Here is a 21,636-nt window from a genome sequence, read left to right on the forward strand (position 1 = left end):
GACGCTCCGTCAGAAGTCGTAGGTGACGCCAAACCGGGCGTAACGCGGCTGGGTGTAGCTGATGACCTGCTGGTAACCGTCGTTCACCGAGTTGGTGCTGCCCGACACCGGGTTGGTCCGCTGCGAGCGCTGCTGGTTGAGGATGTTGAACACCGATACGGTGAAGGCCAGCTTCTTGTCGGCCCAGAGCGGACGGTACTCCGCATTCACGTCGACCAGCTCTTCCCACGGCTCGCGACCCTTCGCGCCGTATGCCGAAGGCACACCGAAGCAGAAGTGGTAGTAGCTGCCGTAACCGGACGGGTCGCTCTCGTCCGCACCGTAGCGGCCGAGGCACGACTTCGGCAGTCCGGACTGGATCAGAATGTTCGCCGAAAGCAGCCACTCGGGAGCGATCTGGTAGGAACCGTAGAGCTTCAGCTGGTGCTTGCGGTCGTTGCCCAGGTCGCCGTTGGCGTAGTTCATCAGCGTGGCGTAATCCCAGTCACGCGATGCCGCGACCGAGCCCTGGCCCACGTCCGAGCGCACCTGTCCTTCCGTGTTGCCGTAGCTGCGCGAGTACAGGTAGTCGATCTTGCCCGACCACGTGCCGTCGAACGGGTGCGACAGGTAGAGGTCCAGACCGTAATAATTGCGCTTGAGGTGAGGGAAGCCGAAATCGGCGTTGGTCACGGTGACATTCGTGTAGCCGCCGTTCGCATTGGCCAGCTGGTACACGTTCGCGCGGCCCGGATTCGACAGGTAGCAGCTGCCCACCGTCACGGCGTCGATGTCGGCACCTTGTGCGATCGCCGCACGGGTGATCGCGCCGTTGTCGCAGACGTCATCCAGCGCGTTGCGCAGGTGACGCACGGTAGCCTTCGCGCCCGCCACCCAGTCGGCGTTGATCTGCTTGTCCAGGCCGAGAATGTATTCGTCCTGATACTCCGACTTGATGTTCTTCGCGCTGACCGTCTTCGGGTCGGGCGGCTGTCCATATTCGCCGTTGGGAGAGACCGCACCACCGGTGGCCGACTGGATGAAGTTGACGCCGGTCGGCAGGCCGTTCGCGTCGATGCCGGTATAGGTGAAGTACTGGTTGGTCGCCAGCGAGCCGGCGGAGGTACGCAGCGCCACGGAGGCCGGCATGGCGAGGAAGTAACGACCGGCATTGCCGTAGATCTTCATGCTCGAGTCGCCATTGACGTCCCAGCTGAAGCCCAGTCGCGGCGCCCACTGCGGGCGGGTCAGCTTGAGATACGGCTGGCCGGACGGGTTGTAGTTGGTGAACTGATCGTTGCGCAGGCCGAGGGAGAGCAGCAGGCGGTCGGTGACCTGCCAGTCGTCCATGATGTATTGCGCACGCTGTCTGACGCGTACCGAGGCCAGCGTGTTGTAGTGGCGGTAGTAGCCGTAGTAACCGGTCTGGCCACCGGGATAGTTGGCCGGCTTGTCGACGAAGGGGCTGTCGCTGATGTTGAGATTGGGATCGCCCTTCGCATACCAGAGTTCGTAGCCGTCGCCACCGATGGTCGTACCGTCTTCGATGTCCTGCGAGTCCTGATTGTCGATACCGGCGGTGATCGAGTGGCTGCCGATCTTGTAGTTGAGGTCGACGCGCAGGTTGCGGTTGGTCGACTCATGATCCGGGTTGTCCACCGTATCCAGCGTCTGGCCGTTGGTGATCGGCGTGCCGCCATTGAGGGCCGGGTTCTGCTGACTGACGTTGCCGATGAACGGGCCGGAGACGCCGGTGGCCGGCGGCTCGTTGTAATAGGTGAGCTTCGACTTGCCGTACAGGGCGGTGAGGGTCAGGTCATCGGTAATGTAGCTGGTGAACTTCGCCACATAGACCATCGCTTTGGTCTTGTATGTCGAGTCCGTGCTGGCGAAATCGCCCACCGTATCGGTCGGGTAATCGTAGGTGTACTTGTTGCCGTTGGAGCGATGCGTCTGGTTGACGCCGGTCAGCTCGAGGATGTTGTTATCCGTGATGTTCCAGTCGAGCTTGCCGTACCACTTCGGATCCTTATACGTGTACCGGGTATCGTAGGCGTGGTTGACGTCGCCGATGCTGTTGCCTTTGCTGCGCTCCATTTCCACCGCGGCGAAAGCGTACAGCTTGTCCTTGACCAGCGGGCCGCCGGCGTACGCACTCACGGTCGTGGTCCACTCGTGGTTTTCGTCGTTGCGCTGGTTGATCGTGCCCGGGGGCGCCGGGTTGTCGTGACCGTAGGTGATGTTGCGCGCGCTGGCGCGTGCGAAATGCGGCTCCCAGAGCACCTGTGCACCGAAGTGCCACTCATTGGTGCCGCGCTTGCCGACCTGGCTGATCACGCCGCCGTCCGAGCGGCCGTACATGGCGGAATAGCCGCCGCTGAGGATTTCCTGCTGATCGACCGCACCGTAGGGCAGGGTCACGCCACCGAAGCCGCTGAGCGGATCGGTCGTGTTCATCCCGTTGATGTAGTAGGCGTTCTCGGAGACGGCCGAACCCGCGAAGCTCACCAGGCTCCCGCCAAACGCGTTCTTGAAGCCGGTGTAGCCCGGCGAGGCGCCGGGAGCGAGCAGGGCGATGGCTTCGGCCGAACGCTGCAAGGGCAGCCGGGCGAGATCGGCGGAGGTGACCACCGTGCTCGACGCGACGGTGGCGACATCGATCTTCGCCGCCTGCGTGGCCGAGACGGTCACCTGATCGAGCTGCTGGGCATCCTGCGAGGAGGCGGCGGCGAACGACACGTCCGTTGCGGCGCCCACGCGCAGGGTGACGTTGTCGCGGGTATCGACGATGTTGCCGTTGGACTTCAGTGACACCTTATACGTCGCCAGCGGCAGGGCCTCGGCGACATAACGACCGCGCGAGTCGACCGCGACCTCGCGGGTGATGCCATTGCTGCCTTCGATCACCACGGTCTCGCCACTGGCGACAGGCGCGCTACCGGCGATGCGGCCGGTGGTGGCCTGACCATAGGCGAGGCCGGTCAGTGACGCCGCGACGGCGGCGCACAACAGGGTGCGTCGGAGATTGGGGCGGGGAATCATGGGTTGCTCCGGGAAGGACATGGGGTTGTGATGGGTGAGTTGGCCTTCCTGGCACGTTGTTGTTTCAGGCGTATTCGACATCGCCGATCGCCTTACTGATGGCGGCGATACCGCGCGACTTTTCCGAGCGGCGGTCAGTGACCAGCACGTCGATCCGGTCCGCGGGACACCAGGCGACGCGACTGCGCACGCCGATTTTTGAATGGTCCGCCGCGATCACGATGCGTCGTGCGCTGGCGCACATCGCACGGGCGATCTCGGCTTCCTCCATTTCGAAACTGCTGGCACCGGCCTTCGCATCGATGCCCACCGGCGAAAGGATCGCCAGGTGGGGCTGATAGCGGCCGATCTCGGCGATCGTCGCCGATCCGTTGGTACAGCCGATCTGCGCATCGAAGCGACCGCCGAGCAGATGAACCTCGTTGCCGGGGCGTGACGCGAAGCGCGCCGCCACGTCGACCGCATTGGTGACGATGGTGAGCCCGCTTCGTGTCGCCAATGCTTCAGCGACGAGCGTCATCGTGCTGCCCGCATCCATGAAGATGGTCTGGCCGCTCTCGACCAGGCTGGCGACCTTCTTCGCGATGGCGCGTTTTTCGCGTACGCGGGTAGCGTGGCGCACGGCGATCGGCGGCTCATCGCCGGTCAGCACGGCACCGCCGTGCACACGGCGGATTTCTCCGAGCGCGGCCAGTTCGACCAGGTCGCGGCGAATGGTTTCGCGCGACACGCCGAGCTCGGCGACGATGCGCTCCACGGAGACCTTGCCGCTGGCGCGGAGCAGGTCACGGATACGGGTGTGTCGTTCTTCATGCCACATGGCGTCGGTCCTTGAGTGTGTGGAGGATGAGGCGCATGGCGCCCAGTGCGAGGCCGCCGGCGAGGACGACGCACATCGCGTACGCCGCCGCCTGCGCCAGGAAGCCGTTTTCGTCCAGGCGCATCACCGTGACCGAGGCAAGGCCAAGGTCGGGTGTCACCAGGAAGATCACGCCCGACAGGGTCACCAGCGAGCGCATGAACAGGTAGAAGAAGGTCGCGACAGCGGCGGGCGCCGCGAAAGGCAGCACCGCGTCGCGAACGACGTGGCGTGTGTCGCCGCCGAACACCGCCACCGCGTCTTCCAGTGCTTCCGGGACACGACGCATACCGGTCTGCAGCGTAAGAAAGGATGGCGCGTGATAGTGATAGAGGCTGCATGCCGCGACGATCGCCACGCTGCCGTAGAGCCACGTCGACAAGGCGCCGTGATTGAAGGTGAGCACGTAGCCGAGTCCCAGGACCATGCCGGGCACGGCGGCGGGAAGCGAAGCCAGCACCTGCACCGGCCGGGCAACCCAGCCGGGCAGTCGACGCAGCCCGGCGGACAGCGCGAAGACCAGGACGACGCCGGCGAGTGCCGCCAGCAGCGAGACCCATAGCGACGTGCCCACCGGTCCGTATCCGTCGGGCATGCCGCCGAGGTAGTTGGCCAGGGTGAGGGTGCGGTTGTACGGCCAGAGTTTGACGAGGCTGACGTAGGCGACGGTGCCGACGACGGCGACGATGCCGAGCACGGCCAGCAGCGTCACGGCGCCGAGTACGCTGTCGCGCCACATGTTGCGCTCCGGCACCAGCGCGCGGCCCGGACTCGCGTCACCCATGTCCTGCCGGCGCTTCGCCAGGCGACCCAGCCAGACCGAGAGCACGGCGGGCGCGAGCAACAGCACGCCGAGCGTCGCACCCATCGGAAAATCGAGCTGGCCCACCACTTCGCTGTAGATCTCCATGGCGAGTACGCGATAGCTGCCGCCGACGACGACCGCGCTCCCGAAGTCCGTCAGCGTTTCGGTGAAGACCAGAAACGCGGCGGCCATGACGGCGAAGCGGATGCGTGGCACCGTGACGTCGACGAACTGGCGCCAGGGCGTGGCACCCATCGATGCGGCGGCGTCGTAGTGGCGGACAGGGGTGCGCTCCAGTGCGGCCGACACGATGATCACGACCTGCGGCAGCCCGTAAAGCAGGTTGGCAAGCAACAGGCCCCAGAAGCCGTAGATGTCCGTGGGCCATCCGGTCAGGCGGTGGACGAGGCCATTGCGGCCGAGCAGGCACACCAGCCCGAGGCCGAGCACGAGCGAGGGGGCGAGCATCGGGAGCAGCAACGCGCCGCGAATCAGCGCCTTGCCTGGAAGCCGTGAGCGGTGCAGGGCCATGGCGACGCACACGCCGGTCGCGATGGTGCCGAGTGTCGTCGTCACGCCGATGACCAGACTGTGCAGCGCCGCACGCGGCAGGCCGGGATCGTCGAAGAGCCGCGCGTAGTTCGACAGCGTGATGGCACCATGGGCATCGGTGACACTCCGCCACAGCACCGTCAGCAGGGGATAGAGGAAAAAGCCGCACAGGCCCAGCAGCGGCAGCACGATGAGCAGGATGCCCGCCATGTGGCGTCGTGTGTGCACGGCGGCCAGTGTCAGTGCACTCACGCGGCGACCCACGCGGCGCGGGTCGCATCGACCGACACGGCCTCGCCCGGATTCAGGTTGCTGCGCCCCGGCAGTTCGACGAGTAACGAGCGGCCACGCCAGGCGATGCGCGCGTGGGCAAGGTTGCCCAGGAACGTGAGTTCCTCAACCACGCCTTCACCGCGTGGATCGGCGACGACCTTCAGGTCCTCCGGCCGCAGGCAGAGGTCGAAGGTAGCTTCGGCACCCGGAGGGCGCCGTTCGAGGAATGCGGGCATCGCCTCGCGCACGAGCGCCGTGGACAGGAGGTTGGATTTGCCGATGAAGCTGGCGACGAAGCGCGTGCGCGGCCGCTCGTAGAGGCAGCGCGGCGTGCCGATCTGCTCCACGCGTCCCTCATTCATGCAGACGATGGTGTCCGCCATGGCCAGTGCCTCGTCCTGATCGTGCGTGACCATCAGGGTCGGAATGCCCAGGGAGCGTTGCAGCGAACGAATCTCCGTGCGGAGCTGTGTCCGGATGGCCGGATCCAGCGCGGAAAGGGGCTCATCCAGCAGAAGCATGGACGGATCGCTGGCGAGCGCCCGGGCCAGCGCCACACGTTGTTGCTGACCGCCGGAAAGCTCGTCCGGATAACGCGCGGCGAGTGCGCCCAGGCCCACGCGATCGAGCAGGTCGGCGATGCGCGAGGCGATGGTCGCGGGTACCTCGCGGCGCAGACGCATGGGGTAGCCGACGTTGGCGGCGACGGTCATGTCCGGGAACAGCGAATAGGACTGAAACACCAGCCCCATGCGACGCTCGCGCGCGGGCAGCCGGGTGATATCGCGTTCGCCGAGGATGACCCGGCCCGCATCGGGCGGCGTCAGGCCGGCGACGATGCGCAGCAACGTCGTCTTGCCGCAGCCGCTGGGGCCGAGCAGGCAGACGAAGTCGCTCTCACCGGCGGTGAAGGACACGCCGTCGAGCACGGTCTGCCCGTTCCAGGCCTTCGCGATGTCGTCGATGCGAAGATGCATGTTCCCCTTGACTCCCCGGGCCGGCGCGTCAGCGCGTCAGCCGCTTGTATCTGGCAATGAGCGCCGCGCGTTCGCGCGCCGCCGTGGTGAAGTCGCGGGCGGGCAGCGTCGCGACGAGGTCGGCGGGCAAGCCCTGCCGTTGTTGTTCTTCGGCCGGTTTGCCGCCGGGCGCCGCCACGATTTCCTTGAAACCGCGGTACAGCGAAGCGGCTTCCGGCGACGCGGTCCAGTCGAGGAAACGGCGGGCGTCCGCGTCGTGCGCGGCGTCCTTCATCAGGGCGGAACCTTCGAGTTCGTAGCCGGCGCCATCCGACGGAATCACCATCGTCACCGGATAACCCTGGCGGATCGACTGCATCGCGGAAAACGCGAACGACACGCCGATCGGAAATTCCCCGATGCGTGCGAGCTTGCAAGGCGCGGAACCCGATAGCGTTATCTGGCCCACGTTGTGTGCGATCGCGGTGACCAGCGCCATGCCTTTCGCGCTGCGCCCGGCATCGCTGAGCGAGGACAGCACCATGTATCCGGTGCCCGACGATGCCGGATCGGGCATGGCGATCTGCCCGCGATAACGCGGCGAGGTCAGGTCCTGCCACGTCCGCGGCACAGGCAGTCCGCGTTCGGCCAGCGCTTCACGGTTGACGCACAGCGCGGCCAGATAGCCCGTGGGTGCGAACCAGCTGGCGTCCGCACCGCGAAAGCGGGCGGGCATGCGGTCGATGTTGTCCCCGTGGATGGGTGTGAGCAGTGCCGCGATGCGTGGGTCGAGCATGTCGGTGACGGCCATACCCCAGATCGCGTCGTTGCGCGGCTGGGCCGATTCCGCCAGCAGGCGTGCGGCAAGATCGCCACTGGACAGACGCAGCACATGTATGTCCAGATCGGGCAGGGCTTTCTTCGCCGCAGCGAGATAGGTGGCGATTTCGTCGCTCTCCAGCGCGGAGTAAACGGTGACGCTGCCCGCATTCGCCACGCCACAGGCGGCGCCCAGGGCGACGGTGCAGGCGATCTGGCGGTATGGACGCATCGATGTCCCCGGGCTGTGGCGCTGAAACAACATACCCCACCTGTGTGGCGTTTTGGGTATATTTGCAAAGCTGGGGACTTAGATCCAGCAGAGAATTTTCGTTTTTGTCATCAACCCGAAACGTTGGAGTGCTGTCGATGGAATCGTTGTCCGCCGCCGGGCGGAAGGAATTCGAGGCGTTTGCCGTGGGTATCGCCGACAACGCCCGAGCCTTGTCGCTGCCGCGTTTCCGCCGTCCCGTCGATGTCACCCTGAAAGGCGACATGAGTCCCGTGACGGCCGTGGATCGCGGCGTGGAATCCATGCTGCGCGAGCGCATCGAGCAGGCCTGGCCGGGCCATGGCCTGCTGGGTGAGGAGTACGGCGCGACCCGTATCGACGCCGAGTTCGTATGGTCGATCGATCCGATCGACGGCACGCGCAGTTTCATTTCCGGCTGGCCGCTGTGGGGCACCTTGCTCGCGTTGCTGCATCACGGTCGTCCCGTGCTCGGCCTGCTGGACATGCCGGCGCTCGACGAGCGCTGGATCGGCCACGTCGGGGTAGGTACATCCATGAACGGACATCCGTGCCGCACGAGCGGGTGTGAGGCGGTGGCGGAGGCGACGCTGTACACCACGACGCCGGACATGTTCACGCCGGAAGAGTGGGCGAAATTCGACCGTACGAGCCGCGCCGCCTACACCCGTCGCTTCGGTGGCGACTGCTACGGCTACGGCATGTTGGCGTCCGGTCATATCGATGCAGTGATTGAAGCGAATCTTATGCCGTACGACTACCTCGCCATCGCACCGGTGGTCGAAGCGGCGGGCGGTGTGATCACCGACTGGGAGGGGCGCGCGCTGGGCCTCGACAGCGGCGGTCGTGTCGTCGCGGCCGCGACGCCGGCCTTGCACCTGGCCCTCATCGAATCCCTGCGACAGGACTGAGTTTCCATGGTTTCACGCGATCGGCGCCGTTTCCTCCAGACCGCGGGTGCGACGGCGGTGGCCTCGCTGGTCGCGCAGGGTTTTCCCGCCGCTATCGCGAAAGCGCTGGCCATGCCGCCGGACCGTCGCACAGGCAGCATCGCGGACGTCGGACACGTGGTGATCCTCATGCAGGAAAACCGGTCGTTCGATCACTACTTCGGCAGCCTGCGCGGTGTGCGCGGTTTTGCCGACCCGCGCGTACTCGAACTCGGTAACGGCGATCCGGTATGGAAACAGCCCGTCGGCGCCGCTCGCACGAAATACTGGAGGTCCCGCGGCATCGGCGACGATGTGGCCTGGGTCTATCCGTTCCACCTCGACACCCGTGCCAGTGGCGACCATCACGAGGGGACCGATCACGGCTGGAGTACCGGCCACGGCGCGTGGAACCTCGGACACAACGATCGCTGGATCGAGCAGAAACAGGACGTGCTGACCATGGCGTACCTGCGCCGAGACGATGCCGCGTTTCATTACGCGCTCGCCGACGCGTTCACCGTCTGCGATGCGTACCACGCGTCCGCGCTGGCCGATACGGCGGTCAACCGCATCTACCTGTGGAGCGGGACGTGCGATCCCTCGGGGCGGCTGAGCCGCAAGCCGAACGGTCCCGGCACGGAAGAACGCGCGGATGCCAATGGCTATACGTGGACGACGTATCCCGAGCGGCTGGAGAAGGCCGGCATCAGCTGGCGCGTTTATCAGGGCGGCACGGGTGAGCCGGGTTCGCCCACCGACAATTACACCGACAACTCGCTCGAATTCTTCGCGGCCTATCAGGTGAAGGAAGGGGCGGATCCGAACGGCTCGCTCGTGCGCAATGGTGTTTCGACGCACACGTTGCGTGATCTGCGCGCCGACGTCATCCATGGCCGGCTGCCGCAGGTCACCTGGATCGTCGCGCCCTACAAATACAGCGAGCATCCGACGTCCTCTCCGGCCGACGGTGCGTTCTACATCCGCAGCGTGCTCGATGCGCTGACCGTGAACCCGAAGGTCTGGGCGCGTACCGTGCTGTTCCTCAACTACGACGAGAACGACGGTTTCTTCGATCATGTCGTGCCGCCCGCCCCGCCGACCGGGAGCGGTGAGGACGGGCAGGGCGTCGTATCGGACGATCTTGTCGCCTCGCTCGACGACGAGATCATGGATCTCGACGCGCATCCGAAGATTTCCGCGCCGCTCGTGCCTGGCAGCGATCCACGGGGCAGACAGCCGGTGGGACTCGGCAATCGGGTGCCGATGATCGTGGTCTCTCCGTGGACACGTGGCGGCTGGGTATGTTCGGAAACGTTCGACCACACCTCGGTACTGCGCTTTCTCGAGAAGCGCTTCGGTGTCGAGGAACCGAACATCAGTGCATGGCGCCGTTCCGTATGCGGCGATCTGACCAGCGCGTTCGATTTCACCGGTGTCGCCGACGACCGGGTACCCCGGCTCGGTGTGCCATCCGGATCCGACGGCAAGCGGCCCATCGAGGTCCCGCGCGTACAAGCGATGCCGGTGCAGGAGGCGGGCAGCCGTCCTGCGCGCGCACTGGGCTACGCGTGGTCCGTCGAACACTCCCTGGACGCGGATGGCAGTCGACTCGTCTTCCGCAACACGGGGCGTCTGGGCGCCGCTTTCCTGGTCTACGACGGGTTGCGGCGGGACGCCCCACCGCGCCGTTACGCGGTGAGTGCGGGCAAGCGCATCGACGATCGCTGGCCTCTGGCGAACGCAGGCGATGCATATGATCGACGTGTGCACGGCCCCCATGGATACCTGGCGCATCTTCGCGGCTTCGCCGGCGATGCGGTCGAGGCCGTTCTCGCCGGTGTGCCTGGCGCGCGTCGTGTGGAGATCCGGCTCAGCAACGTTGGAACGGCCACGATGCCGGTCCGCGTACGTAACGCGTATGCGACGGAAGCCGCACGCGAGCTGGAACTGGCGGCGGGCCAGTCGGTGACGTTGTCGTTCGACCTGCAGGCGAGCGCGGGCTGGTACGACATCGACATCGTCTCACCGGCGCAGCCGCGCTACCTGCGACGGTTCGCTGGCCATCACGAAGACGGTCAGCCGGCGACGAGCGATCCGGGACCGCGGACCGTCTGAACTGTCCGGGCGGCCCCGCCTATCTCCCGGACGGCTATACTCCGTGGTCAGCCCCATCGAAAGCCGTATCCCGTGACCAGCGAACTCTCCTCGATCATCGATTTCATCCGCTACGGCGCCAGCCGTTTCTCGGCCGCCGGCCTGACGTTTGGCCATAGCCACGACAATCCGATCGACGAGGCCACCCATCTGGTGCTGGCCGCGCTGCACCTCCCGCCGGATATCCCGCCGGCTTATGGCGCAGGCAACCTGATCGCGGAAGAGAAGGCGAAAGTGCTGGCCCTCATCGAACGCCGGGTCACCGAGCGCGTGCCCGTCGCGTATCTGGTCGGCGAAACCTGGTTCGCGGGCATGAAGTTCAAGAGCGACCACCGTGCGCTGGTCCCGCGCTCGCCCATCGCCGAGCTGATCGAAGGCCGCTTCACGCCGTGGCTGGACGATCGCCACATCGAGCGCGCGCTGGACCTGTGCACCGGCTCGGGCTGCATCGGCATCGCCATGGCCGAGTACAACCCCGACTGGCAGGTCGACCTGATCGACGTCAGCGACGACGCGCTGTCGCTGGCCAACGAGAACATCGTCTTCCAGCATGTGGAAGATCGCGTCCGCGCCATCAAGTCCGACCTGTTCGACGGCGTGAAGGGTGAGGTCTACGACCTCATCGTCTCCAACCCGCCGTACGTCACTCATGCCGAATACGCCGCCATGCCGGCCGAATACAGCCACGAACCCGTCCTCGGGCTGACATCCGGCGATGATGGACTGGACATCACCCTGCGCATGCTCGATGAGGCCGCGGACCATCTCAGCGAAGACGGCCTGCTGATCGTCGAAGTCGGCGACAGCGAGCACGCCCTGGCGGCGTTGCTGCCGCGCGTGCCCTTCGTCTGGCTGGAGTTCAAGGTCGGTCAGATGGGCATCTTCGCGCTGGAGCGGCGCGACCTTATCGAGCACGCCTCGGATATCGCAGCCGCACGCGCGGCAAGAAACTGAATCCATCGGAAGTACCGTGTCCTCCAATACGTTCGGCAAGCTGCTCTCTGTCACCACCTTCGGCGAAAGCCACGGCCCGGCGATCGGGTGCGTGGTCGACGGGTGTCCCCCGGGTCTGGCACTGGAGGCGTCCGAATTCCGTGCCGACCTCGAGCGCCGCGCCACCGGGCGCTCGCGGCACACCTCGCAACGCCGCGAGGCGGATGACATCGAGATCCTGTCGGGCGTCTACGAGGGGGTGACCACGGGCACCCCGATCGCGCTTCTGATCCGCAATACCGACGCGCGGTCAAAGGATTACGGCAATATCCTCGACACGTTCCGCCCGGGGCATGCCGACTACACCTACTGGCAGAAGTACGGCGTGCGCGACCCGCGCGGCGGCGGCCGGTCCTCGGCGCGCGAGACCACCATGCGCGTGGCGGCAGGTGTCATCGCCAAGAAGTGGCTGGCCCAGCGCTATGGCGTTACCGTTCGCGGCCACGTGTCCCAGATCGGCGAGATGGTGCCGCGTGGTTTCGACGCCGATGCCATCGAGACCAGCCCGTTCTTCTGGCCCGACGCGGCCCAGATTCCCGAACTCGAGTCCTATATGGACGCCCTGCGCAAGTCGGGCGATTCCGTGGGCGCCAGAGTCACCGCGGTCGCCGACGGCGTGCCGGCGGGCTGGGGCGAGCCGATCTACGGCAAGCTGGACGGCGAACTCGCCGCCGCCATGATGTCGATCAACGCGGTCAAGGGTGTCGAGATCGGCGACGGCTTCGCCGCCGTGGCCCAGCGCGGCACGCAGCACCGCGACGAACTCACCGCCGACGGTTTTCTTTCCAATCACGCGGGCGGCATCCTGGGCGGCATCGCCTCGGGCCAGCCTGTCGTCGTCTCGGTGGCCTTCAAGCCGACCTCCAGCATCCTCATCCCCGGCCGCAGCGTCGACCGGGCAGGGCAGCCGTCCGAGGTCGTGACCAAGGGCCGCCATGATCCCTGCGTGGGTATCCGCGCCGTGCCCATCGTCGAGGCCATGCTGGCTCTGGTGCTGATGGATCAGGCGCTGCGCCATCGTGCGCAATGCGGCGATGTGGGCGAGGTGCCCCCGCGGATCCCCGGCGCCGTACAGGACAACGCATGAGCAAGCCAGTCGTCTGGGTCTCCCGACCCTTCTTTCCCGATATCGTCGACCGCCTGCGCGAGTACTTCGACGTGCGCGCCGAGACCGAAGAACGGCCGTTCTCGCCAGCTGAGCTGGCGGAACGTCTGGCCGACGCCGACGCCGCGATCGTCGGCCTCGCCGACAAGATCGATGGCAAGGTGCTGCAGGGCGCGCCGAAGCTGCGCTTCGTGGCCAATCTCGGAGTGGGGTACAACAACCTCGACATCGATGCCCTGACCAGCGCCGGTGTCGGTGCGTCGAACACTCCGGACGTGCTCAACGAGACGGTAGCCGATTACGCCTGGGCCCTCATGCTCGCCGCGGCCCGCCGGGTGGGCGAGTCCGAACGCTGGCTGCGTGACGGGCAGTGGCATGGCTCTCGTTTCGAGGGCTGGCTGGGCGCCGACGTGCACGGCAAGACCATCGGTATCCTCGGCATGGGCCGGATCGGGCAGGCCATCGCGCGCCGTGCCTCCGGTTTCCGCGCGCCGGTGATCTACCACAACCGGTCGCGCCTCGAGGCCTCGATCGAGCGCGATTGCGGGGCTCGGTACGTCGACAAGGCCACGCTGCTCGCCCAGTCGGACCATCTGATTCTGGTGCTGCCGTTCACGCCGGCCAATCGCCATACGATCGGCGAGGCGGAGCTGAAGGCCATGAAGCCGACGGCCACCCTGGTCAATATCGCCCGCGGCGGCATCGTCGATGACGCGGCCCTGGCCCGGGCGCTGACCGACGGGACGATCGCCTCGGCCGCCCTGGACGTGTTCGAAGGGGAGCCCCAGGTGCACCCCGACCTGCTGAAAATCGAAAATATCGTGCTCAGTCCGCACATCGCCAGCGCAAGTCGCGACACACGTCGCGATATGGCGGCGCTGGCTGTGGACAATGTGCTGGCGGCGTTTGGACATGGTCCCCACGCCGGCCGGCCACCCACGATTCTCAATCCGGGTGTACTGGCCGACGCCAGCTGACCTGTTTCCCACGCCCTGACGAAAGCGACTGATGAGCAAGAAGACGAGTTACAAGGTAGCCATGGTGGGTGCGACCGGCGCGGTCGGCGAAACCCTCCTTTCGATCCTCGCCGAACGGGACTTCCCGGTCAGCGAACTGGTGCCCCTGGCGAGCGAGCGCTCGGCGGGCGGTACGGTCGATTTCGCTGGAAAACCTTACGTCGTCCAGGATCTCGCCAAATACGACTTCGACGGCGTGGATATCGCCTTCTTCTCCGCCGGCGGCTCCGTCAGTCGTGAGCACGCGCCGCGCGCCGCGGCGGCCGGTGCCGTGGTGATCGACAACACCTCCGAATTCCGCTACCAGGACGACATTCCCCTGGTGGTGTCCGAGGTCAACCCGCACGCGATCGCCGATTACACGGTGCGCGGCATCATCGCCAACCCGAACTGTTCGACCATGGGCATGCTGGTGGCGCTGGCGCCGATCCATCGCGAGGTGGGCATCGAACGCATCAACGTGGCCACCTACCAGTCGGTATCGGGTGCGGGCCGCAGCGGCCTGGAAGAGCTGGGCAAGCAGACCGCGCAAATGCTCAACTTCCAGGACGTCGAGACGTCCAAGTTTCCCAAGCAGATCGCCTTCAACGTGATCCCGCACATCGACGACTTCCAGCCCAACGGGTACACCAAGGAAGAAATGAAGATGGTCTGGGAGACCCGGAAGATCCTCGAGGATCCTTCGATCCAGGTGAACCCGACGGCGGTGCGCGTGCCGGTGTTCTACGGTCACTCCGAGGCCGTGCACATCGAAACACGCGACAAGATCACGGCCGAGCGCGCCCGCGAACTGCTGGAGCAGGCGCCGGGCATCGTCGTGCAGGACGAGCGCAAGGCCGGCGGTTATCCGACCCCGGTCGGCGATGTCGCCGGCAAGGATCCCGTGTTCGTGGGCCGTATCCGTGAAGACATTTCCCATGAACGCGGCCTCGACCTCTGGGTCGTGTCCGACAACATCCGCAAGGGTGCGGCGCTGAATGCCGTGCAGATCGCGGAGATCCTGATCGAGGACTATCTGTAATGAATCATCGCGCCGTCGCCGCTTGCCTGCTCGTTCTGGTATCGCCTTTTGCGATGGCCGGGCAGCGGGCGACGGCGCCGGCGCGAGCTGAAGATGCGCAGGCCGCCCGGGCCAGACTGGATGCGACGCACCGGGAGGTCACGGCGCAGGATGCCAGTGTGAAGCAGCTCAAGGCCAGGGTCGATACGCTGGAGTCGAACTCCGACGCGGCGGCGAAAGCCCTGGCCGAACGCGATCGGAAGATCGCCGAGCTGGAAAAGCAACTGGCCGCCGAGCAACGGCCGCGTTAACTGTAAGGGGGGCGTGTACGGGATTCGCGAACGACCGCAACGTTGTCGCGTAACTACCCGTGTTCGCTATTGTTAGTTGTTGCTGGGGTGCACTAAAGTGGCGCCTTCGCGGTTGATCGCCCGAAAGAGGCGCGCCGCCGGCATGATATTCGTTCGGGGGAAGCAGTAATGAACCGCACATTGAAGTTGTCGATCATGCTGGCGCTGGTAACGGGGGGCGGCCACGCCATGGCCCAGAACCTGGGTCCGGTCCAGATGCGCTCCACCATGGAACAGCCGTTGGTCGCGGAAATCCCGCTGACCGGCGTGTCGGGTAGTCTCGACAACGTCCATGTCACGCTGGCTTCGCCGGAGGCTTTCTCCCGCGCCGGGCTCAATCGCGACGGCCTGCCCGTGGCGCTCAGCTTCGCGGTGGCCAGGAATGCCAGCGGCCAGCCGGTGATCCGCGTGACCAGCAGCTCGCCGGTCCGCGACACCTATCTCGATTTCCTCGTCGAGGTCTCCAGCGGTAGCAACAAGGTCGTCCGCGAGGTGACCATGCTGCTCGATCCGCCGGGCACCCCGATTTCGGCGCCGTCCACGGGTGCACCGAAGCCGACCTCGCGCCCGTCGCGCACCTCGGACGTGCCGTCCCGCTCCTCGTCGGATGAATCGCGTCCGTCGCGCAGCGAAGCGGCCGCTCCGGCCAGGTCGCCATCGCGCAGCAGCGCGCCGGTTTCCGCCGATGGTAGCTACGGTCCGGTCCAGCGCGGCCAGAGCCTGTCCGCCATCGTGCGCGCGCACGGCAACGGCGGCGACATGAACCAGATGCTGCTGGCCCTGCACAAGGCCAACCCGGATGCGTTCTACCGCGACAACATCAATGCGCTGAAGACGGGCGCCGTGCTGCGCGTGCCGTCGCCCGAAGACGTGCAGGCCCAGTCCGCCGCGTCGGCCCTGGCCGAAGTGCGTCGCCAGAACGAAGAGTGGCGCTCGGGCTCCACCCGCAAGCCGTCCGTGGTCGCCGATGGCGCCTCGACCGGCGCGGCACAGGACACCGGTAAGGCCGCCGCGCCCGCCAGCGATCGCCTCGCCATCGTGCCGTCCAAGGCCGGTGGCGATGCCGCGTCCACCCGCGCGGGCACGAAGGACGGCAAGGGCGATGCCCAGGTCGCCGGCCTCAAGCAGGAGCTGACGACCCAGCAGGAAAACGTCGCCTCGCTGAAGCAGCAGGGCGCCGAGCTGAAGTCGCGGATCAGCGATCTCGAAGAGATCAACACCAAGAACGAGCGCCTGCTGAGTCTCAAGGATTCGGAAATCGCCGAGCTGCAGCGCAAGCTGGCCGACGCGCGCAAGACAGGTGGCCAGCCGGCTGCGGCGGCTTCCGCGCCGACCCCGGCTCCGACGCCTGCTCCCGCACCGGCACCGGTCGCCGCCACGCCCGCGTCGACCCCGGCCGCTACCGCATCGGCTCCGGCGGTCACGCCGGCACCGGCCCCGTCCGCCGCCGCCACGGTGGCGACGACGCCGTTGCAGGCACCGGCGGCCGCGCCTCAGGCGCCTGCGCCCGCGCCAGTGGCTGCCGCGAGGCCGCCGGTCAAAAAGGCGACTCCGGTCGCGCCGGTCCCGGTCGAAGAAGATCCCTGGTACATGCAGCCGTGGGCATGGGGCGGCGGCGCCATCGTCGTCCTCCTGCTGCTGGTCGCGGCCGTGTTCAGCCGCAAGAAGCCCAGGCCTTCCGCGGCGAGCGCGAGTTCGCTGGCCGATCGCTTCGGCCACGAGCCGAGCTTCGGCGAATACGGTCATAACGATGCCATCGACCAGGATCAGCGCGAGATCCTCGACGCCCTGGCTGAACACCCGGACGACATCGGCCTGCACCTGGAGCTGGTCAGCCTCTACTACGGCCGCCGCGACGTCGAGCATTTCGAAGCCGCCGCCGAGGCCATGCACGCGCACGTCGCCGATCCGGAACAGCCGGAATGGCGCGAAGTCGTGATGATGGGTGAAGACCTGGCCCCGAGCCATCCGTTGTTCGGCGGCACCCCGGTCGACGCGGTGGAGGAGCCGTACGATACGTACACGGCCGCCACGCCGCACACGGCCGACGAGGCCGCCGCGCTCGAAGAATTCGACCTGGGCAGCTACGTGACGGGTCCGGACGAGGGCGAAATCCCGCCGCGTCCGGCACCGCAGAAACACAGCGAATACCACTTCAACTTCGACCTCACCCCGGTGCAGCGTGCCGAGGCGGATCGCCGTCCCAACGCACCGGACGTCTTCGATGTCGATGCGCCGGAATCGCCGTACAGCGAAACCCCGCTGCACGACGAGCCCGTCCACGGCTCGACGTTCGGCGACATCCTGAGCGAAGAAACGAAGACGCACGAGGAAGAGCGTTCGACGTGGTCGTTCGACGAAGACCATGATCTCGCCTCGCCCAGGCCGTCGGATCCGCCGCGTTTCGACGAGCCGCCGCGCTTCGACGAACCGCCGGCGTTCCCGGTCTTCCCCGACGAAGAGCCGCTTACCGACCATTCGGCGGACAGCTTCAGCGACGACCCGGTCGACACCAAGCTCGACCTGGCCCGTGCCTACCTCGACATGGGCGACGCCGAAGGCGCCCGCCTGATGCTCGAGGAAGTCATCGCCGAGGGCTCGCAGATGCAGAAAGACACCGCGAAGCGGATTTTGAGCGATATCGTCTGAGTCATTCGTAGGCCGTGATACTGGAGCCCCGGTTGTGCCGGGGCTCTTTTTTGTGCTCGGCTTCGCCATCGCGTTGGGCGCAAACGCGTCGAGGCAGGGGCGCCGCCGGATGCCATTCTCGTCGCTAAGCCCTCCTTCGGCCTTCGCCTACGTGCGGAAGCGCTCCGAGAACGACACCCGGCGGCACCCCTCCGAACGATGAGGTTTCGTGCCGCAAAAACGATCGAGGAGCATAGGCGCAGGCCACAAGATCGCCGTGCTCTGTTTTTTGCTTGCCCACAACCAACCGTTGCGTTGGGAGGGAGTCGTTGGCTGCCGTTCCTGGAGCGATTCCGCAGGGAGGCGAAGGCCGGACGAGGACTTAGCGACAGGAACGGCAGCCAACGGCTCCCCGGCCTCGACGCAAACACCCCAGGGCCCATACGCCCCCGAACGCACCCCATCCCCCCGAGTGGTACTCTTTCCCGTTTCCACCGCCCCAAGAACCCCGCCCCATGCGCATCGCCCTAGGCGTCGAATACGACGGCACCGACTTCTTCGGCTGGCAGCGGCTCAGCCATGCGAAGACCGTGCAGGGTTCGCTGGAGGCCGCGCTCGCTTTTGTCGCGCAGACGCCCATCGAAGTGACCGCGGCCGGTCGTACGGACGCCGGGGTGCACGGTCGCTGCCAGGTGGTGCATTTCGACACTGAGGTGGTGCGCGACATGCGTGGCTGGATCCTCGGCGCCTGCTCCAATCTGCCGCATACGGTGGCGGTGACCTGGGCGCAGGTGGTGCCGGACGACTTTCATGCGCGGTTCTCCGCACGGGCCCGACGCTATCGGTATCGCCTGCTGCCGCGCTTCGTGCGCCCGGCGCTGGATGCGCGGTTCGTTGCCTGGGAGCGCCGCCAGCTCGATGCGGAGGCCATGAACGAAGCCGCGCAGGCGATCGTCGGCGAGCACGATTTCACCGCGTTCCGCGCGATCTCCTGCCAGGCCGCGCATGCGCGGCGCAACGTCCGCTCGATCCGCGTGTTTCGCGAAGACATCCATGTGGTCGTCGAGATCGAGGCGAACGCCTTCCTCCATCACATGGTGCGCAATATCGTCGGTTCGCTGCTGCGGATCGGCCGTGGTGAAGAGAGCGTCGGCTGGATGGCCGAACTGCTCGCCGGCCGCGATCGCGAGGTCGCCGGCGCCACCGCACCCGCGGAAGGGCTGACCTTCCTGGGACCGCTTTACGAAGCCCACTGGGGGCTGCCACAGGAAGTGACGCTATGACCCGGATCAAGTTCTGCGGACTGACCCGCCTCGACGATGTACGCCTCGCGGTGAACCTCGGCGTGGATGCCATCGGCTTCGTGATGACGCGCAGGAGCAAGCGCTTTGTCGAGCCGGCCGCCGCCGCGCAGCTGCGCGATGCCGTTTCGCCGTACATCACCACGGTTGCGCTGGTGATGGACGACGAGCCGGCGTTTATCGACGAGGTGCTGCGCGTGCTCCGTCCCGACATGCTGCAGTTCCACGGCGCCGAAACCGACGACGAATGCGCCCGCTACGGCGTGCGCTATACCAAGGCCATCGCGATGGGTGAGGGTGAGGCGGCGCTGGCGCGTCTGCACGAATATCCGCGCGCGGCCGGGCTGCTGCTGGACGGGCACGGGCTCGGCGAGCAGGGCGGAAGCGGGCAGCGTTTCGACTGGTCGCGGATGCCGAAACATCTTGCGCAACCCCTGATCCTCGCGGGTGGGCTCGGCGCCGACAACGTGGCCGAGGCCATCCGCATCGCACGCCCCTGGGCCGTCGACGTCTCCAGCGGGATCGAGACGTCGCCCGGTATCAAGGATGGGGCTAAGATGGAACGCTTCATTTCCGCTGTACGACGATAACGAGAAGGCAATGACCGAAATCACGGATTTTCACGCCTACCCCGATGCGCATGGCCGCTTCGGTGACTACGGCGGCATCTACGTGGCGGAAACGCTCATGGAGCCCCTGGCCGAGCTGACCGCCGCGTATGAAAGACTGCGTGTCGATCCCGCCTTCATCGCCGAGCTCGATCGCGACCTCAAGTACTACGTGGGCCGTCCCAGCCCGGTGTACTTCGCCGAGCGGCTGACGAAGCACGTCGGCGGCGCGCGGATCATCCTCAAGCGTGAAGACCTGAACCACACAGGCGCGCACAAGATCAACAACACCGTGGGTCAGGCGCTGGTCGCCCGGCACATGGGCAAGTCGAGGATCATCGCCGAGACCGGTGCGGGCCAGCATGGCGTGGCGAGCGCCACCGTGGCCGCGCGTCTGGGCCTGAAGTGCGTCGTCTACATGGGCGCCGTCGACATCGAGCGGCAGAAGATCAACGTCTATCGTATGCGCCTGCTCGGCGCCGAGGTGGTCCCGGTCACTTCCGGTTCGAAGACACTCAAGGACGCCCTCAACGAGGCGATGCGCGACTGGGTCACGAATGTCGCCGACACCTTCTACATCATCGGCACCGTGGCGGGTCCGCACCCGTACCCGCAGATGGTCCGCGACTTCAACGCCATCGCCGGTCGCGAAGCGCGCGAGCAGACGCTGGAGCAGTTCGGCCGTCTGCCGGACGTCATCACGGCCTGCGTCGGTGGCGGCTCGAACGCCATCGGTCTGTTCCACGCCTTCCTCAACGACCGCGACGTGCGCATCGTCGGCGCCGAGGCGGCGGGCGACGGTATCGGTACGGGTCGTCATGCCGCCTCGCTGGCGGCGGGCAAGCCGGGCGTGCTGCACGGCAATCGCACCTACGTCCTCTCGGACGCGAACGGCCAGATCGTCGAGACGCATTCCGTTTCCGCGGGCCTCGACTATCCGGGCGTCGGCCCGGAGCACGCGTTCCTGAAGGACGCCGGTCGGGCGGAATACGTCGGCGTGACGGACGACGAAGCGCTCGAGGCGTTCCACTTGCTCGCCCGCACGGAGGGCATCCTTGCCGCGCTGGAATCGAGCCACGCGATCGCCCAGGCGATCAAGCTGGCCCGTGAACTGCCCAGCAACGGCCTGGTGCTGGCGAACCTTTCCGGTCGCGGGGACAAGGACGTGCACACCATCGCCGAGCGTGAAGGGATCGAGATCTGATGAGCCGCCTTGAAAGCCGTTTCGCGGCACTGAAAGCCGCCGGTCGTACCGGCCTGATCACCTTCGTCACGGCGGGTGACCCGCAGCCGGACGCCATGGTGCCGATGCTGCATGCGCTGGTCGCCGCGGGCGCCGACGTGATCGAACTGGGCGTGCCGTTCTCAGATCCGATGGCCGACGGCCCGGTGATCCAGCACGCCAGCGAGCGGGCCATTGCTAAGGGCATCGGCCTGCATAATGTGCTGGCCTGGGTCGCGGCATTCCGTGAGACCGACAACGAAACGCCGATCGTCCTGATGGGCTACCTCAACCCGGTCGAGATGTACGGATACCCGGAATTCGCCGACGATGCCGTGGAGAAGGGTGTCGATGGCGTGCTGATGGTCGACTGCCCGCTCGAGGAGGCGCACGTGCTCGCGCCGCTGCGCGATGCCGGCCTCGACCAGATCCTGCTGGCCTCGCCGACGACCACCGATAGCCGGCTGCAGGCCTTGTGCGAGGCGGCTTCGGGCTTCCTGTATTATGTGTCGTTCGCTGGCATCACCGGCGCGGCCCAGCTCAGCACGGCGGATATCGCCGAGCGCGTGGCCGGCATCCGGGCGACGTCGAAGGCGCCGGTCGCCGTCGGCTTCGGTGTGCGCGACGCCGCGAGTGCCACTGCCATCGGCGCGTTCGCCGATGCGGTCGTCATCGGCAGTGCCCTGGTCGAACGTCTGGCCGGTGCGACGTCCGCTGACGAGGTGGCAAAACGGGCCAACGATTTCCTGGCCCCGATCCGCGCCGCCCTCGACGCGCGCTGATCGAAACGAG

17 protein-coding genes are annotated in these 21,636 nt (G+C 66.5%); 12 read left to right on the forward strand and 5 right to left on the reverse strand.

Features of this window, described 5'->3' with window-relative positions:
• Nucleotides 1-9 precede the first annotated feature (9 nt).
• The 5 genes from FA85_RS18485 to FA85_RS18505 form a co-directional block, all read right to left on the reverse strand.
• Nucleotides 10-3,021 carry a TonB-dependent receptor gene (locus FA85_RS18485; RefSeq protein WP_036114098.1) on the reverse strand — a complete coding sequence of 1,004 codons (3,012 nt, stop codon included), beginning with the start codon at nucleotides 3,019-3,021 and terminating at the stop codon, nucleotides 10-12.
• A 64-nt stretch (nucleotides 3,022-3,085) separates the two neighbouring features.
• On the reverse strand, nucleotides 3,086-3,841 hold the full coding sequence (locus FA85_RS18490) for a DeoR/GlpR family DNA-binding transcription regulator (RefSeq protein ID WP_036114096.1): 756 nt from the start codon (nucleotides 3,839-3,841) through the stop codon (nucleotides 3,086-3,088).
• Nucleotides 3,831-5,489 (reverse strand): ABC transporter permease subunit, encoded by a 1,659-nt coding sequence (locus tag FA85_RS18495; RefSeq protein ID WP_197056596.1) that lies wholly within the window; start codon nucleotides 5,487-5,489, stop codon nucleotides 3,831-3,833. The genes FA85_RS18490 and FA85_RS18495 overlap by 11 nt, the downstream gene beginning before the upstream one ends.
• Nucleotides 5,486-6,487: an ABC transporter ATP-binding protein gene (locus tag FA85_RS18500; protein ID WP_036114095.1), complete on the reverse strand. Its 1,002-nt coding sequence runs from the start codon at nucleotides 6,485-6,487 to the stop codon at nucleotides 5,486-5,488. The genes FA85_RS18495 and FA85_RS18500 overlap by 4 nt, the downstream gene beginning before the upstream one ends.
• A 28-nt stretch (nucleotides 6,488-6,515) precedes the next feature.
• The gene (locus FA85_RS18505; protein ID WP_036114093.1) at nucleotides 6,516-7,517 is read right to left on the reverse strand and encodes an ABC transporter substrate-binding protein; all 1,002 of its coding nucleotides are present in this window, start codon (nucleotides 7,515-7,517) and stop codon (nucleotides 6,516-6,518) included.
• Nucleotides 7,518-7,654: 137 nt separating this feature from the next.
• Between FA85_RS18505 and FA85_RS18510 the strand changes: the two genes are divergently transcribed.
• The 12 genes from FA85_RS18510 to trpA all read left to right on the forward strand — a co-directional run bounded on the left by FA85_RS18510 (nucleotide 7,655) and on the right by trpA (nucleotide 21,626).
• Complete coding sequence (locus FA85_RS18510; RefSeq protein WP_036117830.1) at nucleotides 7,655-8,446, forward strand: inositol monophosphatase family protein; 792 nt, start codon at nucleotides 7,655-7,657, stop codon at nucleotides 8,444-8,446.
• A gap of 6 nt (nucleotides 8,447-8,452) precedes the next feature.
• Entirely contained in the window at nucleotides 8,453-10,582 is a 2,130-nt protein-coding gene (locus FA85_RS18515; protein ID WP_036114090.1) for a phosphocholine-specific phospholipase C, read from the forward strand.
• Nucleotides 10,583-10,654: 72 nt separating this feature from the next.
• Entirely contained in the window at nucleotides 10,655-11,575 is a 921-nt protein-coding gene (gene prmB / locus FA85_RS18520) for a 50S ribosomal protein L3 N(5)-glutamine methyltransferase (RefSeq protein WP_036114087.1), read from the forward strand.
• 16 nt (nucleotides 11,576-11,591) lie between these two features.
• A complete protein-coding gene (gene aroC / locus FA85_RS18525) occupies nucleotides 11,592-12,701 on the forward strand; it encodes a chorismate synthase (protein ID WP_036114085.1) in 1,110 nt (369 codons plus the stop codon).
• Entirely contained in the window at nucleotides 12,698-13,696 is a 999-nt protein-coding gene (locus FA85_RS18530; RefSeq protein ID WP_036114083.1) for a 2-hydroxyacid dehydrogenase, read from the forward strand. Before aroC ends, FA85_RS18530 begins: the two co-directional genes overlap by 4 nt.
• Nucleotides 13,697-13,727: 31 nt before the next feature.
• The gene (locus FA85_RS18535) at nucleotides 13,728-14,756 is read left to right on the forward strand and encodes an aspartate-semialdehyde dehydrogenase (protein WP_036114081.1); all 1,029 of its coding nucleotides are present in this window, start codon (nucleotides 13,728-13,730) and stop codon (nucleotides 14,754-14,756) included.
• Nucleotides 14,756-15,046: a hypothetical protein gene (locus FA85_RS18540; protein ID WP_036114079.1), complete on the forward strand. Its 291-nt coding sequence runs from the start codon at nucleotides 14,756-14,758 to the stop codon at nucleotides 15,044-15,046. The genes FA85_RS18535 and FA85_RS18540 overlap by 1 nt, the downstream gene beginning before the upstream one ends.
• 168 nt (nucleotides 15,047-15,214) lie before the next feature.
• Entirely contained in the window at nucleotides 15,215-17,734 is a 2,520-nt protein-coding gene (locus FA85_RS18545; protein WP_036114077.1) for a motility hub landmark protein FimV, read from the forward strand.
• A 494-nt stretch (nucleotides 17,735-18,228) separates the two neighbouring features.
• Nucleotides 18,229-18,996 carry a tRNA pseudouridine(38-40) synthase TruA gene (gene truA / locus FA85_RS18550; protein ID WP_036114074.1) on the forward strand — a complete coding sequence of 256 codons (768 nt, stop codon included), beginning with the start codon at nucleotides 18,229-18,231 and terminating at the stop codon, nucleotides 18,994-18,996.
• Nucleotides 18,993-19,604 (forward strand): phosphoribosylanthranilate isomerase, encoded by a 612-nt coding sequence (locus FA85_RS18555; RefSeq protein WP_036114073.1) that lies wholly within the window; start codon nucleotides 18,993-18,995, stop codon nucleotides 19,602-19,604. Before truA ends, FA85_RS18555 begins: the two co-directional genes overlap by 4 nt.
• 10 nt (nucleotides 19,605-19,614) lie before the next feature.
• On the forward strand, nucleotides 19,615-20,826 hold the full coding sequence (gene trpB / locus FA85_RS18560; protein WP_036114070.1) for a tryptophan synthase subunit beta: 1,212 nt from the start codon (nucleotides 19,615-19,617) through the stop codon (nucleotides 20,824-20,826).
• Complete coding sequence (trpA, locus tag FA85_RS18565; protein ID WP_036114068.1) at nucleotides 20,826-21,626, forward strand: tryptophan synthase subunit alpha; 801 nt, start codon at nucleotides 20,826-20,828, stop codon at nucleotides 21,624-21,626. Before trpB ends, trpA begins: the two co-directional genes overlap by 1 nt.
• Nucleotides 21,627-21,636: the final 10 nt, after the last annotated feature.

Source organism: Luteibacter mycovicinus (assembly GCF_000745235.1).
GTDB lineage: Bacteria > Pseudomonadota > Gammaproteobacteria > Xanthomonadales > Rhodanobacteraceae > Luteibacter > Luteibacter mycovicinus.

Bases quoted from the DNA above. Each gene is read 5' to 3' on its own strand.
- FA85_RS18535 (WP_036114081.1), top strand. From the start codon at position 13,728: ATGAGCAAGAAGACGAGTTACAAGGTAGCCATGGTGGGTGCGACCGGC.
- truA (WP_036114074.1), top strand. From the start codon at position 18,229: ATGCGCATCGCCCTAGGCGTCGAATACGACGGCACCGACTTCTTCGGC.
- FA85_RS18555 (WP_036114073.1), top strand. From the start codon at position 18,993: ATGACCCGGATCAAGTTCTGCGGACTGACCCGCCTCGACGATGTACGC.
- FA85_RS18510 (WP_036117830.1), top strand. From the start codon at position 7,655: ATGGAATCGTTGTCCGCCGCCGGGCGGAAGGAATTCGAGGCGTTTGCC.
- FA85_RS18545 (WP_036114077.1), top strand. From the start codon at position 15,215: ATGAACCGCACATTGAAGTTGTCGATCATGCTGGCGCTGGTAACGGGG.
- trpA (WP_036114068.1), top strand. From the start codon at position 20,826: ATGAGCCGCCTTGAAAGCCGTTTCGCGGCACTGAAAGCCGCCGGTCGT.
- FA85_RS18540 (WP_036114079.1), top strand. From the start codon at position 14,756: ATGAATCATCGCGCCGTCGCCGCTTGCCTGCTCGTTCTGGTATCGCCT.
- FA85_RS18485 (WP_036114098.1), bottom strand. From the start codon at position 3,021: ATGATTCCCCGCCCCAATCTCCGACGCACCCTGTTGTGCGCCGCCGTC.
- trpB (WP_036114070.1), top strand. From the start codon at position 19,615: ATGACCGAAATCACGGATTTTCACGCCTACCCCGATGCGCATGGCCGC.
- FA85_RS18490 (WP_036114096.1), bottom strand. From the start codon at position 3,841: ATGTGGCATGAAGAACGACACACCCGTATCCGTGACCTGCTCCGCGCC.
- FA85_RS18500 (WP_036114095.1), bottom strand. From the start codon at position 6,487: ATGCATCTTCGCATCGACGACATCGCGAAGGCCTGGAACGGGCAGACC.
- FA85_RS18515 (WP_036114090.1), top strand. From the start codon at position 8,453: ATGGTTTCACGCGATCGGCGCCGTTTCCTCCAGACCGCGGGTGCGACG.
- FA85_RS18505 (WP_036114093.1), bottom strand. From the start codon at position 7,517: ATGCGTCCATACCGCCAGATCGCCTGCACCGTCGCCCTGGGCGCCGCC.
- FA85_RS18530 (WP_036114083.1), top strand. From the start codon at position 12,698: ATGAGCAAGCCAGTCGTCTGGGTCTCCCGACCCTTCTTTCCCGATATC.